General features: G+C 72.6%; 14 protein-coding genes. 8 read left to right on the top strand and 6 right to left on the bottom strand.

Translation table 11 applies throughout. The features are described from left to right. Positions 1-68 precede the first annotated feature (68 nt). The 5 genes from ACK2IS_RS01590 to pabB all read left to right on the top strand — a co-directional run bounded on the left by ACK2IS_RS01590 (position 69) and on the right by pabB (position 5,734). Entirely contained in the window at positions 69-1,271 is a 1,203-nt protein-coding gene (locus tag ACK2IS_RS01590; RefSeq protein WP_409484420.1) for an FAD-dependent oxidoreductase, read from the top strand. A 77-nt stretch (positions 1,272-1,348) separates the two neighbouring features. Further along, the gene (paaI, locus tag ACK2IS_RS01585) at positions 1,349-1,774 is read left to right on the top strand and encodes a hydroxyphenylacetyl-CoA thioesterase PaaI (RefSeq protein WP_409484419.1); all 426 of its coding nucleotides are present in this window, start codon (positions 1,349-1,351) and stop codon (positions 1,772-1,774) included. A gap of 77 nt (positions 1,775-1,851) precedes the next feature. Beyond that, the gene (gene paaK, locus ACK2IS_RS01580) at positions 1,852-3,171 is read left to right on the top strand and encodes a phenylacetate--CoA ligase PaaK (RefSeq protein ID WP_409484418.1); all 1,320 of its coding nucleotides are present in this window, start codon (positions 1,852-1,854) and stop codon (positions 3,169-3,171) included. A 155-nt stretch (positions 3,172-3,326) separates the two neighbouring features. After that, positions 3,327-4,136 (top strand): aminotransferase class IV, encoded by an 810-nt coding sequence (locus ACK2IS_RS01575; RefSeq protein ID WP_409484417.1) that lies wholly within the window; start codon positions 3,327-3,329, stop codon positions 4,134-4,136. 23 nt (positions 4,137-4,159) lie between these two features. Beyond that, positions 4,160-5,734 (top strand): aminodeoxychorismate synthase component I, encoded by a 1,575-nt coding sequence (gene pabB, locus ACK2IS_RS01570; RefSeq protein WP_409484416.1) that lies wholly within the window; start codon positions 4,160-4,162, stop codon positions 5,732-5,734. A 16-nt stretch (positions 5,735-5,750) separates the two neighbouring features. Here the strand turns inward: pabB and ACK2IS_RS01565 are convergent, their stop codons facing one another. Continuing rightward, positions 5,751-6,062, bottom strand: a complete 312-nt coding sequence (locus ACK2IS_RS01565) for an ArsR/SmtB family transcription factor (RefSeq protein ID WP_409484415.1) — start codon at positions 6,060-6,062, stop codon at positions 5,751-5,753. A gap of 92 nt (positions 6,063-6,154) precedes the next feature. Here ACK2IS_RS01565 and arsB point away from each other — a divergent pair, with 92 nt between their 5' ends. Next, positions 6,155-7,192: an ACR3 family arsenite efflux transporter gene (arsB, locus tag ACK2IS_RS01560; RefSeq protein ID WP_409484414.1), complete on the top strand. Its 1,038-nt coding sequence runs from the start codon at positions 6,155-6,157 to the stop codon at positions 7,190-7,192. A 276-nt stretch (positions 7,193-7,468) separates the two neighbouring features. Here arsB and ACK2IS_RS01555 read toward each other — a convergent pair whose 3' ends face one another. The 5 genes from ACK2IS_RS01555 to ACK2IS_RS01535 form a co-directional block, all read right to left on the bottom strand. Beyond that, a complete protein-coding gene (locus ACK2IS_RS01555) occupies positions 7,469-7,690 on the bottom strand; it encodes a hypothetical protein (protein WP_409484413.1) in 222 nt (73 codons plus the stop codon). Then, a complete protein-coding gene (locus ACK2IS_RS01550; protein WP_409484412.1) occupies positions 7,687-8,547 on the bottom strand; it encodes a class I SAM-dependent methyltransferase in 861 nt (286 codons plus the stop codon). Before ACK2IS_RS01550 ends, ACK2IS_RS01555 begins: the two co-directional genes overlap by 4 nt. An 80-nt stretch (positions 8,548-8,627) precedes the next feature. Continuing rightward, positions 8,628-8,912: a YciI family protein gene (locus tag ACK2IS_RS01545; protein WP_409484411.1), complete on the bottom strand. Its 285-nt coding sequence runs from the start codon at positions 8,910-8,912 to the stop codon at positions 8,628-8,630. A gap of 73 nt (positions 8,913-8,985) precedes the next feature. Further along, on the bottom strand, positions 8,986-9,606 hold the full coding sequence (locus ACK2IS_RS01540; RefSeq protein WP_409484410.1) for an MBL fold metallo-hydrolase: 621 nt from the start codon (positions 9,604-9,606) through the stop codon (positions 8,986-8,988). Beyond that, positions 9,606-10,691, bottom strand: coding sequence for an S-(hydroxymethyl)mycothiol dehydrogenase (locus tag ACK2IS_RS01535; RefSeq protein WP_409484409.1), 1,086 nt, complete (start codon positions 10,689-10,691; stop codon positions 9,606-9,608). Before ACK2IS_RS01535 ends, ACK2IS_RS01540 begins: the two co-directional genes overlap by 1 nt. 129 nt (positions 10,692-10,820) lie before the next feature. On the opposite strand from ACK2IS_RS01535, the gene ACK2IS_RS01530 reads away from it, so the two are divergent. Together ACK2IS_RS01530 and galE are read left to right on the top strand one after the other, a co-directional pair. Continuing rightward, positions 10,821-12,740 carry a potassium transporter Kup gene (locus ACK2IS_RS01530; RefSeq protein WP_409484408.1) on the top strand — a complete coding sequence of 640 codons (1,920 nt, stop codon included), beginning with the start codon at positions 10,821-10,823 and terminating at the stop codon, positions 12,738-12,740. Positions 12,741-12,876: 136 nt separating this feature from the next. Further along, positions 12,877-13,890, top strand: coding sequence for a UDP-glucose 4-epimerase GalE (galE, locus tag ACK2IS_RS01525; protein WP_409484407.1), 1,014 nt, complete (start codon positions 12,877-12,879; stop codon positions 13,888-13,890). Positions 13,891-14,060: the final 170 nt, after the last annotated feature.

Raw genomic sequence — 14,060 nt, 5'->3', positions numbered from 1 at the left:
GATCCTAACCAGCACGCCGCCGGGTCGCAGCGCTCGCGACGAGCCGTGATGCGTGCCAGCATTCCGGTATGCAGACCCCTGACCCGGACCCGCAGACCACCGCCGACCTCGCCATCCCCCTCGGGCGGGTGGCCGTGATCGGGGCGGGGGCGATGGGCTCGGGGATCGCGCAGGTGGCCGCCCAGGCCGGGCACGAGGTGGTGCTGGTCGACGCGCGGGAGGGCGCCGCGGACGAGGCCGTGCAGCGGCTCGGCACGACCCTGGACAGGCTCGCCGCCAAGGGCAAGATCACGGCGGCCTGCGCCGCGGCGACGCGGGACCGGCTGTCGACGGTGGCGTCGGCCGCGGACCTGCCCCCGTGCCACCTGGTCATCGAGGCGGTCGTCGAGGACCTGACGGTCAAGCGGGAGCTCTTCGCCACGCTGGCGCGGCGGCAGAGCAGCGACACGATCCTGGCGTCCAACACCTCCTCGCTGTCGATCACGGCGATCGCCGAGGGCATCGACCACCCCGAGCGGGTCGTCGGGCTGCACTTCTTCAACCCGCCGCCGCTGATGCGCCTCGTGGAGGTGGTGCGCGGCGAGGCCTCGGGCGCCGCGGTGCTCGACGACGCCGCCGAGCTGATGCGCTCGTGGGGCAAGACACCCGTGCGGTGCACGAGCACGCCGGGGTTCATCGTCAACCGGGTGGCGCGGCCGTTCTACGGCGAGGCGCAGCGGATGGTCGCCGAGGGCCTGTGCGACGCGGCGACCGTGGACGCGGCGCTGCGCGGCGCGGGCTTCAGGATGGGCCCGATGGAGCTCACCGACCTGATCGGCCAGGACGTCAACCTCGCCGTCGGCACCAGCGTGTGGGAGCAGACCGACCACGACCCGCGCTACGAGCCGACCGACCTGCAGCGCGACCTGGTGGCGCGAGGTGCGCTGGGGCGCAAGACCGGTCACGGGGTCTTCCGGTATGCCGAGGACGGCTCCCCCCTGGACGCCGAGGTGGACGCCGCAGCCCTGGCCCGGCTCGTCGGCGGGCCCGTCCGCACCGACCCGGTCGCCCGCACCCTGGCGATGCTCGTCAACGAGGCGGTCGACCTGGTCGCCCGCGGCGAGGCCACCGCCGAGGACGTCGACACCGCGATGCGGCTCGGCACCAACTATCCGCGTGGTCCCCTCGAGTGGGGACGCGAGATCGGTCTCGACGTGGTCGCGCAGCAGCTGCGCGAGCTCGACGCGGCCTACCCGGGCGGCCGCTACCGCCCCTCCCCCGCCCTCCCCTAAGACCTACCGCCGGTAGTCGGATCCGCCTGCTCACGTTGCCCAGGCGGATCCGACTACCGGCGGTAGGAAGGAGCAGTGTGCTCGACCCCACGCTTGCCCACGTCCGCGCCATGTGGGATGACGACGGCGCCTCCCGCCACCTCGGCATCGAGCTCGTCGACGTCCGCCACGAGAACGGCCTCGGCCGCGCCCGCACCCGGATGGCTGTCACCGAGACCATGGTCAACGGGCACGACATCATGCACGGCGGCCTGATCTTCACCCTCGCCGACTCGACCTTCGCCCTCGCGTGCAACGCCGGCGGCCAGACCACCGTCGCGGCCGGCTGCGACATCGACTTCGTCGCCCCCGCCCACCGCGGCGACGTCCTGCTCGGCCACGCCGTCGAGCGGGCTCGCTACGGCCGCAACGGGATCACCGACGTCACCATCACCCGTGAGGCGGACGGCGCGCTCGTCGCCGAGCTCCGGGGCCGGTCTCGCGCCATACGGCCTCGCGGCTGACCTCGACCCTCTCCCCGGCAGACGCCCCGCACCGCCGCACCACCCCGCACCGCTCCACCCTCGACGAAGGAGTCGACATGAGCACCCTGCCCACCATCGACGAGCGACCGGACCTCTTCGACGACGCGGAGCGCTGGCCGGTCGACGAGCTGCGAGCCCACCAGCTCGAGCGGCTGCGAAGCACCGTCCGGGCGGCGCACGACCACGTGCCGCACTACCGATCGCAGCTCGAGGCGCGCGGCGTCCACCCGGACGACATCAGGGCCCTGGAGGACGTGCGGCTGCTCCCCTTCACCTCCAAGAAGGACCTGCGCGACACCTATCCCTTCGGGTTGTTCGCGGTGCCGCGCGAGCAGGTCGTCCGCCTGCACGCCTCCTCCGGGACCACCGGCAAGCCGACCGTCGTGGGCTACACCCGGGAGGACATCGACACCTGGGCCGGGCTCGTCGCCCGCTGCGTCCGCGCCGCGGGCGGCCGGCCCGGTGACCTGCTCCACAACTCCTACGGCTACGGCCTGTTCACCGGTGGCCTCGGGGCGCACTACGGCGCGGAGCGGCTGGGCTGCACCGTCGTGCCCGCGTCGGGAGGCAACACCGAGAAGCAGATCCAGCTCATCCAGGACTTCCGGCCGCGGATCATCACCATCACCCCGTCGTACTTCCTGTCGATGCTCGACGCGATGCAGGGCTACGGCATCGACCCGCGCGAGACCTCCCTGCAGATCGGGCTCTTCGGCGCGGAGCCGTGGACCGAGGCGATGCGCCAGGAGATCCAGGAGCGGGCCGGGATGCACGCCACCGACATCTTCGGGCTTTCCGAGCTCATGGGTCCCGGCGTCGCACAGGAGTGCGTCGAGACCAAGGACGGCCTGACGCTGTGGGAGGACCACTTCCTCGCCGAGATCATCGACCCGATCACCGAGCAGCCGGTCGCCGACGGTGAGGAGGGCGAGCTCGTCGTCACCTCCCTGACCAGGCAGGCGATGCCCGTGCTGCGCTATCGCACCAGGGACCTCACCCGGCTGCTGCCCGGCACCGCGCGCCCCGCGATGCGGCGCCTGCACAAGATCACCGGGCGCACCGACGACCTGATGATCGTCCGCGGCGTCAACGTCTTTCCCACCCAGATCGAGGAGATCGTCCTCGGGATCGACGGCCTCTCGGCCTACTTCCAGTGCCTGCTCACCCGCCCCGGCCGGATGGACGAGCTGACCGTCCGGGTCGAGGCGCTGCCCGGCGTGGACGACGCCCGCAGGCAGGCGATCACCCGCGAGCTGCAGCAGCAGATCAAGTCACGCATCGGCACCTCCGTCACGATCGACCTGCGGGACGAGGGCGGCGTGGAGCGGTCGGTCGGCAAGGCGCGGCGGATCGTGGACGAGCGCGACCTGCGCTGACGCGCCGGGGGGTATGCCGGTGCGGGCGGTCCCCGAGGACCTGCCTGTGCGTGCGCGAGCGACCGCCCCGTGCGCCGGCGGGCGACGGGGGCGCCGTCCGTCGGCATACCGGACCACCGGCCCGCTGCCCGCGCCGGACGTGACACCATGCGGCGGTGAGAACGACGACGGCCGTGCACGACGGCGACCGCTGCTGGTGGGGACCGCACCCTCCCGGGGACCAGCTGCGGCCGAGGGTGATCGACTCGTGGCTGGTGCAGGAGGGGCGCTCGCGTCGCCCGGTGCGCCACCTGCGGCGCTTCGCCGCGTCGGCCGACCACCTCATGCTGCGCCAGGACCTCGCGATGATCGTCGACGAGGTGCTCGCGCTCATGCCGCGGGAGGGTCGCTGGTGGCCGCGCCTCGAGGCCTACGGCGACGCGGTGGCGCTGTGGCTGCGCCCGGCGACCGACGCCCCCCAGGACATCACCGTCTGGGTCGCGGACACCCCCGATCCGCGACGCTGGCCGCAGGTCAAGGGCCCCGACCTCGCCGCCCAGACGTGGGTGCAGGAGCGCGCCCGGCACCACGGTGCGTCCGACGCGCTGCTGTGGCGTCCCGAGGGCCGGCTGCCCGAGGCGCTGGAGACCACCTGGTCCTCGCTGGTGTGGTGGGACGGCGCGCGCTTCCTGACCCGACCGGTCGACGACCGGGCGCTGCCCTCGGTCACGGTCGAGTGCCTGGAGATCGGGCTCGCGGACACCCCGCACCCGCTCGCGCGCGGGCGGGTCTCGGTCGACGCCCTGCTCGACAAGCCGGTGTGGGCGGTCAACGCGGCCCGGGGCGTGCAGTCCGTCCGGGAGTGGGTGCTGCCGGGCGGCGAGCGCCGCGGCGCCCCGCACGGCCCCGCCGAGGTCGGGCTGGGCGCGCTGCTGCGCGAGGCCCTGGAGAGGACGACCGGGCCGCTGCCCGAGCGCGTCTCGTGATCGTCTCGTTGCTGCCGGGTCCGGTGAGCGCGCCGGAGGCCTTCCGGGCGCTCTTCGGCGCCGAGCCCGTGGCCGCGTGGCTGGACTCGGCCCGGTGCGAGGGCGGGCTGGCCCGGTGGTCCTACCTCGGGGCGCCGGGGCCGACCGGCGAGGTGCTGAGCTACCGCGTCGGGTCCGGGCAGGTGCTGGTCTCGACGGACGGCCGTATGCCGGAAGGCGGGACGCGCGATCTCGCGGCGGGCGACGCCGACGTCCGCGGTGGCGTGACCTGCGAGGGGGGCACGATCGTCGACGCGCTGCGCCGGCGCCTCGCGCCCGCTGTCGGGGCCGCGTCCTCGTCGCCGGAGTCCGCCGTAGGGGCAGGCCGTCCCCCCGGCGAGGGCCTCCCCGCGGAGGCCGATCCGGGCGCCGAGCTGCCTTTCGACCTGGTGGACGGGTGGATCGGCTATCTCGGGTACGAGCTCAAGGGTGACCTGGGCGCCGTCAACCGGCATACCTCCCACCGACCGGACGCGGTGTGGCTGCGCTGCGAGCGCCTGCTCGTCCTCGACCACGAGACCGGTCGCGCCTGGCTGGTCGGGCACGGGGCGGGCGCCGCGGCGTGGGTGGCCCGGGCCCGAGAGGTGCTGCGCGACCTGGCCGCCCACGGTCCGACGCGCTCCGCCCCCCGCCCGCAGTCCGAGGACGCCACCGGCGTGCGGACGGCGGGCGTGGAGCCGCAAGGTGCCGGGCCGCAGGGCGGCCGGCGCCGCGCGAGCCCGCAGCACGACGCGCCGGGGGACGTGCGGCTGGCCCGGGACACCGACACCTATCGTGCCGACGTGGCCGCCTGCCTGGAGGCGCTGCGGCGGGGTGAGTCCTACGAGATCTGCCTGACCGACACGGTGCTCACGTCGTGCGCCGGTGATCCCTTCGCGGCCTACCTGCGGCTGCGGGAGCTCAACCCGGCGCCGCACGCGGCCTACCTGCGGCTGGGTGACACCCATGTGCTCAGCGCCAGCCCGGAGCTCTTTCTGCGGGTCGGCCGGGACGGCTGGGTCGAGACCAAACCGATCAAGGGGACGGCGCCTCGACATGCCGATCCCGTCGAGGATGCCCGCGCCGCAGCCGATCTCGCAGCCGATGCCAAGACGCGCGCCGAGAACCTGATGATCGCCGACCTGCTGCGCAACGACCTGTCCCGCGTCTGCGACCCCGGGACCGTGCAGGTGCCGGCGCTGATGGCGGTCGAGTCCTACGCGACCGTCCACCAGCTCGTGACCACCGTGCGCGCCCGGATCGCGCCGGGGCGCACCGGGATCGACGCGGTCGAGGCGTGCTTCCCCGGCGGGTCGATGACCGGCGCGCCCAAGCACCGCACGATGGAGATCATCGACGGGCTGGAGACGCGGGCCCGCGGGATCTACTCGGGGGCGCTGGGACTCGTGGACCGGTCGGGGGCCCTCGACCTGTCGGTGGTGATCCGCACCGCCGTCGTCGAGGACGGCGAGGCCGAGATCGGGGCGGGCGGCGCGATCGTGCTGGACTCCGACCCGGACGCGGAGACCGAGGAGATGCTTCTCAAGGCCCGGTCGGTGCTCCCGGCCCTCGCCGACTGACCTGGCCTCGGGCGGGTCAGCCGGGCGGGAGCTGCTGCAGGACCTGCCACAGGGCCCGGCCACCCTCGGTCGGCGAGTAGTGCACCCAGGTGCCACTGCGCTCGGAGTCGACGAGCCTGGCTTCGCGCAGCCGGCGCAGGTGGTGCGAGACCGTGGGCTGGGAGACGCCGAGCTCGGGCAGGGCGCAGACGCACAGGGATCCGTCGGCCGAGGCGATGGCGGCGAAGAGCCCTAGCCGCACCGGGTCGGCGACCGCGCGCAACCGCCCGGCCACCCCCTCGCACCGGGCGGCGTCCCAGTCGGACGCCCCCGCTTCTCCTTCCGTCATATGTCCATGTTGACAACGATCGACATTGGGCGCCACCCTTGTATCGACATTCATCGAACCAGCGGGGTGGACCTGTCGTGGACGATCGCGGCGTGGCCGGCAAGCTGTCGACCCTCGACCGGTTCCTGCCGGTGTGGATCCTCGGGGCGATGGGCGTCGGGCTCCTCGTGGGTCGGCTCGTCCCGGGCCTGTCCGGCGCCCTGTCCGCCGTCGAGGTGCAGGGAGTCTCGCTGCCGATCGCGCTCGGCCTGCTCGTGATGATGTATCCGGTGCTCGCCAAGGTGCGGTACGACCGGCTCGACACGGTCACCGGTGACCGCCGCATGCTGGTCGCCTCCCTCGTCCTGAACTGGGTGGTGGGGCCGGCGCTCATGTTCGCCCTGGCCTGGACCTTCCTGCCCGACCTGCCCGCCTATCGCACCGGGCTGATCGTCGTCGGCCTCGCCCGGTGCATCGCGATGGTGATCATCTGGAACGACCTGGCGTGCGGCGACCGGGAGGCCGCCGCCGTGCTCGTGGCGTTGAACTCGGTCTTCCAGGTCGTCGCCTTCGCCGGGCTCGGCTGGTTCTACCTGTCCGTGCTGCCGGGGTGGCTCGGGCTCGACCAGGCATCGCTCGACGTGTCCCCCTGGCAGATCGCCGCATCCGTGCTCGTCTTCCTCGGGATCCCGCTGCTGGCGGGCTATCTCACCCGGCTGCTGGGCGAGCGACGCTGGGGGCGCGAGCGGTACGAGCGCGAGTTCCTCCCGCGGGTGGGGCCGTTCGCGCTCTACGGGCTGCTGTGCACCATCGTGGTCCTGTTCGCGCTGCAGGGACGCCAGATCACGGACCGGCCCCTGGACGTCGCCCGCATCGCCCTGCCGCTCCTGGCCTACTTCGGGCTGATGTGGGGCGGGGGTTATCTCCTCGGGCGGGCGCTCGGGATGGGCTATGCCCGCACCACGACGCTGGCGTTCACCGCGGCCGGCAACAACTTCGAGCTGGCGATCGCGGTGGCCATCGCGACCTTCGGCGTCACCTCCGGGCAGGCGCTCGCCGGGATCGTCGGCCCGCTGATCGAGGTGCCGGTGCTCATCGGACTGGTCTACGTGTCGCTGGCGCTGCGGCCCCGGTTCGCCGCCCGCGCCTGAGCGCGACGGGCGCACCTGAGCGCGCGAGGTGTTGACCCGGGCGCGATCAGGGTCGTATGTCGGCAGGTGCCTCCGTGGTCGACAGCCCGGCAGCCACCCAGGCGTCATGGTTCCCGACCATGTCCCTCGCGCGGTGCAGCCCGATCTGCCGCAGCTGCCAAGCCGCCCCCGCCGACGAAGACCCGTGTCGGCACACCAGGATCCAGCGGCAATCCCAGTCGGTGGCCTCCGGGATGCGGTGGGTGAAGGTCGGGTCCAGCCGCCAGAGCAGCACGGTCAGGTCGATCGCGAGCGCCCCCGGCAGCTGCCGAGACGCCCCCGGTGCGCGTCGGTGCGCACGTCGCCGGGCAGCGCGCCGGCGTGCTGCCCGGCGGCCGCGGCGAGCGGGGTGAGCCGGTCGACCTCGGCGGCGGCGCGGGCGAGCAGGCCCATGGCACCGAGCGGTTCGCGGCCGAACGGCTGGAGGTCGGCGGGTTCGCGGCCGGGGCCGCTGGTCATCGCGCGCGGGCGACGATGGTGAAGGTGCAGGGCACGAGGTCGCGCTCCCCCTCCGGGAAGGCATACCGGCCGGGCGCGACCTCCGTCATACGAGGCATGAAGCGCCAGGGCAGGGTGCGGCCCTCGTCGAGGCGCTCCAGCACCAGCCCGGCGTCGAGGAGGGCGCCCACGACCTCCGAGAGCGGGTGCGGCCACTCGTAGGTCGTCGGATGCGCCACCCGACCCTCTCCCACATAGGTGCCGTAGTCGTCCCAGCGCGTCGCCCGCCCGTCTGGGAAGTAGCGGTAGCGCAGGCGCAGGTCCGGCTGGTGCTCGTCGAGGGTGTAGAGCATCGGGTGGCCGTCGCGGAGGTAGAAGACCCCGCCCGGGCGCAGCAGGCTCGCAACCTGTCGGGCCCACCGGTGCAGGTCACCCAGCCAGCAGATGGCCCCGATCGAGGTGTAGACCACGTCGACGTCGCCCGACACCGCGGCGCGTGCGTCGAGGACGTCCGACTCGACCCAGGTGACCTCGGTGTCGGTGCGGGCCGCGAGGCGGCGGGCGACCTCAAGCGAGGCCGGCGACAGGTCCACGCCCGTCATCCGGGCGCCGGCGCGGGCCAGCGAGATCGTGTCGGTGCCGATGTGGCACTGCAGGTGGCAGACGTCGAGCCCAGCCAGGCTGTCGACGCCGATGTGGTGCAGCAGCACGGGCAGGTCGTCCTCGACCACGTCCGAGACATAGGCCGGGTCGTCGTAGGCGTCGATGCCATAGCTGCGCTCGTGCAGGGCCGCGCGGTCGTCCCAGTTGCAGCGGTTGGCCGCGCGGGCCTGCTCCCAGTCGATCTCGACGTTGCTGCCTGTCGATTGCTCGCTCATCACGCCAACCTACCGGCGGTAGTCGGATCCGCCTGGGTAATTTACGCAGGCGGATCCGACCGCCCCCGGTAGGTCTGCGCTCAGGAGGCGAAGACGCCGATGACCGGGTTCCACTCGGTGACGTCGACGCCCGTGACCAGGCCGGCGTGCTGGAAGGGGTCCTGCTCCAGCGTCGAGCGCACCTCGTCGGCCGAGCCGGCCTCGAAGATCAGCAGCGCGGACGCGGGCGTCGTGCCGACATACGGCCCGGACGCCTTGAGCAGGCCGCGCTCGACCAGCGAGCCCAGGAACTCGCGGTGCGTCGGTCGGACCTCGTCGAGGCGCGGGTCGTCGGCGTAGGTGTAGCGGACTGCGTAGAAGGCCATGGGGACAACTTACCGGGGGCGGTCGGGTCCGCCTGGGCAACCAAGCCCGGCGGATCCGACCGCCCCCGGTAGGTCACCAGTCGGAGGAGGACTCCTGCTCGGCGCCGATGGTCGTGTCGGCCCCGTGCCCGGTGTGCACGATCGTCTCGGCGGGCAGAGCGAAGAGCTTCTCGCGGATCGACGCGACGAGGGTGTCCCGGTCGGAGAAGGACCGCCCGGTCGCCCCCGGCCCGCCCTGGAAGAGCGTGTCCCCGGAGAAGACGCACCCGAGCGACTCGGCGTGGTAACACGTCCCGCCCGGGGTGTGCCCCGGCGTCGCCAGCGCGCGCAGCGTCACGCCGGCCACCTCGATCTCCTGGCCGTCGACGACGTCCTCGTCGGGCTGGCGGGTGTCATAGGTCAGCTGCCACAGCTCCAGGTCGTGGAAGCTCAGCATGATCGGTGCGCCCGTCGCCTCGGCGAGCTCGGCGGCGCGGTTGACGTGGTCGTCGTGCGCGTGGGTGCACACGATGGCCTTGAGCGTCCGGTCACCGATCGCACCGAGGATGGGCTGTATGTCGTGCGGGGCGTCGAACACCACGCACTCGTCGTCGTCGCCGAGGACCCACACGTTGTTGTCCACGTCCCAGGTGCCGCCGTCGAGGGTGAAGGTCCCCGACGTGATCACCTGCTGGACCTGCACGTCACCGGCCATCAGAGCTTCACCACCGATCGCAGCACGTCGCCGTTCTTCATGGTCGCGAAGGCCTCCTCGACCTGCCCCAGGGAGATGGTCTCGGACACGAAGGCGTCCAGGTCCAGACGCCCCTGCAGGTAGAGGTCGGTGAACATCGGGAAGTCCCGCGAGGGCAGGCAGTCGCCGTACCAGCTGGACTTCAGGGACCCGCCCCGCCCGAAGACGTCCAGCAGCGGCAGCTCGATCCGCATGTCGGGGGTCGGCACCCCGACGAGGACCACGGTGCCGGCGAGGTCGCGGGCGTAGAACGCCTGCTCGTAGGTCTCCGGACGGCCCACCGCCTCGATGACCACGTCCGCGCCGAAGCCGCCGGTCAGCGCCCGCACGGCCTCGACCACGTCGCCGTCGGCCGGGTCGATCGTGTGCGTCGCCCCCAGCGAGGAGGCCCGCTCGAGCTTGCGGGGGTCGGTGTCGATGCCGATGATCGTGGCCGCGCCGGCGAGGCGGGAGCCCATGACCGCCGCCATACCGACCCCGCCCAGACCGATCACCGCGACCGAGTCGCCGCGGCCGACCTGACCGGTGTTGATCGCCGCGCCCAGCCCGGCCATGACGCCGCAGCCCAGCAGGCCCACGGCCTCGGGACGCGCGGCGGGGTCGACCTTGGTGCACTGCCCGGCGGCGACCAGCGTCTTCTCCGCGAAGGCGCCGATCCCCAGCGCCGGCGTCAGCTCGGTGCCGTCGGCGAGCGTCATCCGCTGCGTGGCGTTGTGCGTCGCGAAGCAGTACCACGGCCGACCGCGCCGGCAGGCCCGGCACTGGCCGCACACCGCGCGCCAGTTGAGGACCACGAAGTCCCCGACCTCGACCTCGGTGACGCCCTCGCCGACCGCGGACACCCGCCCGGCGGCCTCGTGGCCGAGCAGGAAGGGGAACTCGTCGTTGATCCCGCCCTGCTGGTAGTGGTAATCGGTGTGGCAGACGCCGCAGGCCTGGACGTCGACGACCGCCTCGCCCGGACCGGGGTCGGGGATCACGACGTCGACGAGCTCGACCGGCTCGCCCTGGGCGCGGGAGACGACTCCCTTGACGGTGGTGGGCATGCGCGCTCCTGTCCGGGCCGGCGGCGCTGCGGCCGGGGCCCACTCGGGGGATTCCTGGTCATCATCCCAGGTGCGGTCTCCTGCGGGGTCCCTGCGCACCCGCCCGATGGGCGGTGCACGATGGAGGTCGTGAGCTCCACCGACAACGCCCGCGCCCACTCCGGTCATGCCGCCCGCGGGGGCCTGGCCCTCGCGGCCCTCGGTGTCGTCTTCGGCGACATCGGCACCAGCCCGCTGTACTCCCTGCAGACCGTCTTCAGCATCAACCACAACGAGGTCAAGCCCACGCCGACCGACGTCTACGGCGTGATCTCGTTCGTCTTCTGGTCGATCACCATGGTGGTGTCGGTCAAGTACGTCGCCTTCGTCATGCGCGCCGACAACGACGGCGAGGGCGGGATCCTCGCGCTCGCGGCCCTGCTGCGCGGACGGCTCGAGCAGCGCAAGCGCCTCACCGGCATCGCCATGATGCTCGGGATCGTCGGCGCGGCGCTGTTCTACGGCGACTCGATGATCACCCCGGCCATCTCGGTGATGTCCGCGATCGAGGGCATCTCGGTCGTCAGCGACGGGTTCGCCGACCTGGTGCTGCCCCTCGCCGCCGTCGTCCTGACCGGGCTCTTCGCGGCCCAGCGCTGGGGCACCGAGAAGGTCGGCAAGGCCTTCGGCCCGATCATGGTGCTCTGGTTCGTGACGATCGCCCTCCTCGGCATACCCCACATCGTCGCCAACCCGGCCGTGCTCCTGGCGGTCCTGCCCTGGTATGCCGTGAAGTTCGCCGTCGAGGCGCCCTTCATCGCGTTCGTGGCGATGGGCGCGATCGTGCTGTCGATCACCGGTGCCGAGGCGCTGTACGCCGACATGGGGCACTTCGGGGCGCCGCCGATCCGGGTGGCGTGGTTCGGTCTCGTGTTCCCGTCGCTGGTGCTGTGCTACATGGGGCAGGGCGCGATGATCCTCGAGCACCCCGAGAAGGCCACCAACCCCTTCTTCTCGATGATGCCGCACTGGCTGGTGCTGCCCATGGTGGCGCTCGCGACGATCGCCACGGTCATCGCCTCGCAGTCGGTCATCTCGGGAGCCTTCTCGGTGTCGCGGCAGGCCACCCGCCTCGGGCTGCTCCCCCGGCTGACCGTGCACCACACCTCCACGGAGGAGGGCGGTCAGATCTACGTCCCGGCGATCAACTGGATGCTCTACCTCGGCGTGCTCGCGCTGGTCTTCGTCTTCCGCAGCTCGGAGCACCTGGCCACGGCATACGGCCTGGCCGTGACCGGCACGCTGCTGCTGACGACGGCGCTCTTCCTGATGCTGGCGCACCGGGTGTGGGGCTGGGCCCCTTGGCAGCTGTGGGCCTTCGCGGTCCTCGTGGGCGGGGCCGAGGTCACGTTCTTCGCCGCCAACCTCACCAAGGTCGTCAAGGGCGGCTGGCTGCCGCTGCTCATCGCCGGTGTCGTCGTCGTCGTCATGACCACCTGGCGCACCGGCGCCGCCCTGGTCGCCGAGCGCCGCACGACGCTGGAGGGCTCGCTGGCGGAGTTCCTCGACGAGGTGCACGCACGCGGCGTGCGGCGGGTCCCCGGCGTCGCCGTCTATCCCCACGTCAACGGCGTCACCACCCCCCTGGCCCTCAAGACCAACGTCCGGCTCAACCGGGTGCTGCACGAGCACGTGGTGATCCTGTCGATCGTCAACGAGAACGTCCCCCACATCCGCCACGTCGACCGCATCCGCGTCTCCGACCTGGGCGACCCGCACGACGGGATCTGGCACGTCACCTGCCGCGTCGGCTTCAACGACAGCCAGGACATCCCGCGCGCCCTGCAGCTCGCGGTGCACTCCAGCCCGCCGGAGGTGCTGCGCTTCGACCCGCTCACGGCCAACTACTTCCTGTCGGTCGTGGACGTGCACCAAGGCGGGACGGCGCCGATGCCCCGCTGGCGCAAGCTGCTGTTCATCACCCTGGCGTCCAACGCCGCCCACCGCACCGGCGTCTTCCACCTGCCGCCCGACCGCACCGTGCTGATGGGGGCGCGCGTCAACCTCTGACGCGAGCCCTGGGCGGGCCGAGGGATCGAGGCGGCGGTATGCCGGGGAGGCGGTGGGCCGGGGGCCTTTCCCGGCATACGGGACGGACCGGGCGGACCCCCAGCGGGGCCGGAGCCGGGACCCCTAGGCTGGCGGCATGCGCGTTCTCGTCAGCGGTGGTGCCGGCTACATCGGCTCGCACACCGTCCTCCAGGTCCTTGCTGCCGGTCACGACGTCGTCGTGGTCGACAACTTCTCCAACGCCAAGCCCTCGGTGATGGCCCGGCTCGAGTCCCTCGCGGGGCAGCCGATCGAGGTGCACGGCTTCGACCTGACCGACCGGGACAAGACCGAGCACCTCTTCGCGAGCGAGCAGTTCGACGCGGTCATCCACTTCGCGGGCTTCAAGGCGGTCGGCGAGTCCGTGGAGAAGCCGCTGGAGTACTACGAGAACAACCTCGGCTCGACCTTCTCCCTGGTCCGGGCCATGCAGCGCCACGGCGTCACGAAGCTCGTCTTCTCCTCCTCCGCGACGGTCTACGGCACCCACCAGGAGGCCGCCACGGAGGACCGCGACACCTTCGCCACCAACCCCTACGGCTGGACCAAGGTGATGATCGAGCAGATCCTGCGCGACGTCGCCGCCGCCGACCCCTCGCTGCGGATCGCGCTGCTGCGCTACTTCAACCCCGTCGGCGCGCACGCCTCCGGCACCATCGGCGAGGACCCGCAGGGCATCCCCAACAACCTCGTCCCGTTCATCGCCCAGGTCGCCGTCGGCCGCCGCGAGGCGCTGTCGATCTTCGGCGACGACTACGACACCCCCGACGGCACCGGCCAGCGCGACTACATCCACGTCGAGGACCTCGCCGCCGGCCACGTCGCCGCGCTGCGCCGTCTCGGCGAGGTCGACGACCCGGTGTCCGTCTGGAACCTCGGCACCGGCAAGCCCGCCTCCGTCAAGGAGATGCTCGCGGCGTTCTCGCGCGCCGTGGGCCGCGAGCTGCCCGCCACGGTCGCCCCTCGCCGCCCCGGCGACGTGGCCGTGTCCTACGCCGACCCCACCAAGGCCAACCGGGAGCTCGGCTGGCAGGCCACCAGGTCCATCGACGAGATGTGCGCCGACACCTGGCGCTGGCAGTCCGCCAACCCCGAGGGTTACCCCAGCTGACCCAGCCCGTATGCCGCTCCGCCCGCGGCCGGCCCTCGTAGGGCCGGCCGCGGGCGTCTGTGACCGGTCTGCCACCGGGACCGCTACCGGCGCGCGGACCACGCCCTGGCCTGTGCGGTGGCCGTCTCGGGGTCGTGCGGCACCTGGCAGACTGGTCCAGCCAGCCCGGA

Origin of the sequence: Arsenicicoccus dermatophilus (genome assembly GCF_046267915.1) — a bacterium.
GTDB classification, from domain to species: Bacteria; Actinomycetota; Actinomycetes; order Actinomycetales; family Dermatophilaceae; genus Arsenicicoccus; species Arsenicicoccus dermatophilus_A.
This window is presented reverse-complemented; position numbering and strand designations above follow the sequence as displayed.

Coding starts and splice junctions, on each gene's coding strand:
- ACK2IS_RS01555 (WP_409484413.1), bottom strand. CDS start 7,690: ATGACCAGCGGCCCCGGCCGCGAACCCGCCGACCTCCAGCCGTTCGGC.
- ACK2IS_RS01535 (WP_409484409.1), bottom strand. CDS start 10,691: ATGCCCACCACCGTCAAGGGAGTCGTCTCCCGCGCCCAGGGCGAGCCG.
- paaK (WP_409484418.1), top strand. CDS start 1,852: ATGAGCACCCTGCCCACCATCGACGAGCGACCGGACCTCTTCGACGAC.
- ACK2IS_RS01550 (WP_409484412.1), bottom strand. CDS start 8,547: ATGAGCGAGCAATCGACAGGCAGCAACGTCGAGATCGACTGGGAGCAG.
- ACK2IS_RS01545 (WP_409484411.1), bottom strand. CDS start 8,912: ATGGCCTTCTACGCAGTCCGCTACACCTACGCCGACGACCCGCGCCTC.
- ACK2IS_RS01590 (WP_409484420.1), top strand. CDS start 69: ATGCAGACCCCTGACCCGGACCCGCAGACCACCGCCGACCTCGCCATC.
- galE (WP_409484407.1), top strand. CDS start 12,877: ATGCGCGTTCTCGTCAGCGGTGGTGCCGGCTACATCGGCTCGCACACC.
- ACK2IS_RS01540 (WP_409484410.1), bottom strand. CDS start 9,606: ATGGCCGGTGACGTGCAGGTCCAGCAGGTGATCACGTCGGGGACCTTC.
- ACK2IS_RS01565 (WP_409484415.1), bottom strand. CDS start 6,062: ATGACGGAAGGAGAAGCGGGGGCGTCCGACTGGGACGCCGCCCGGTGC.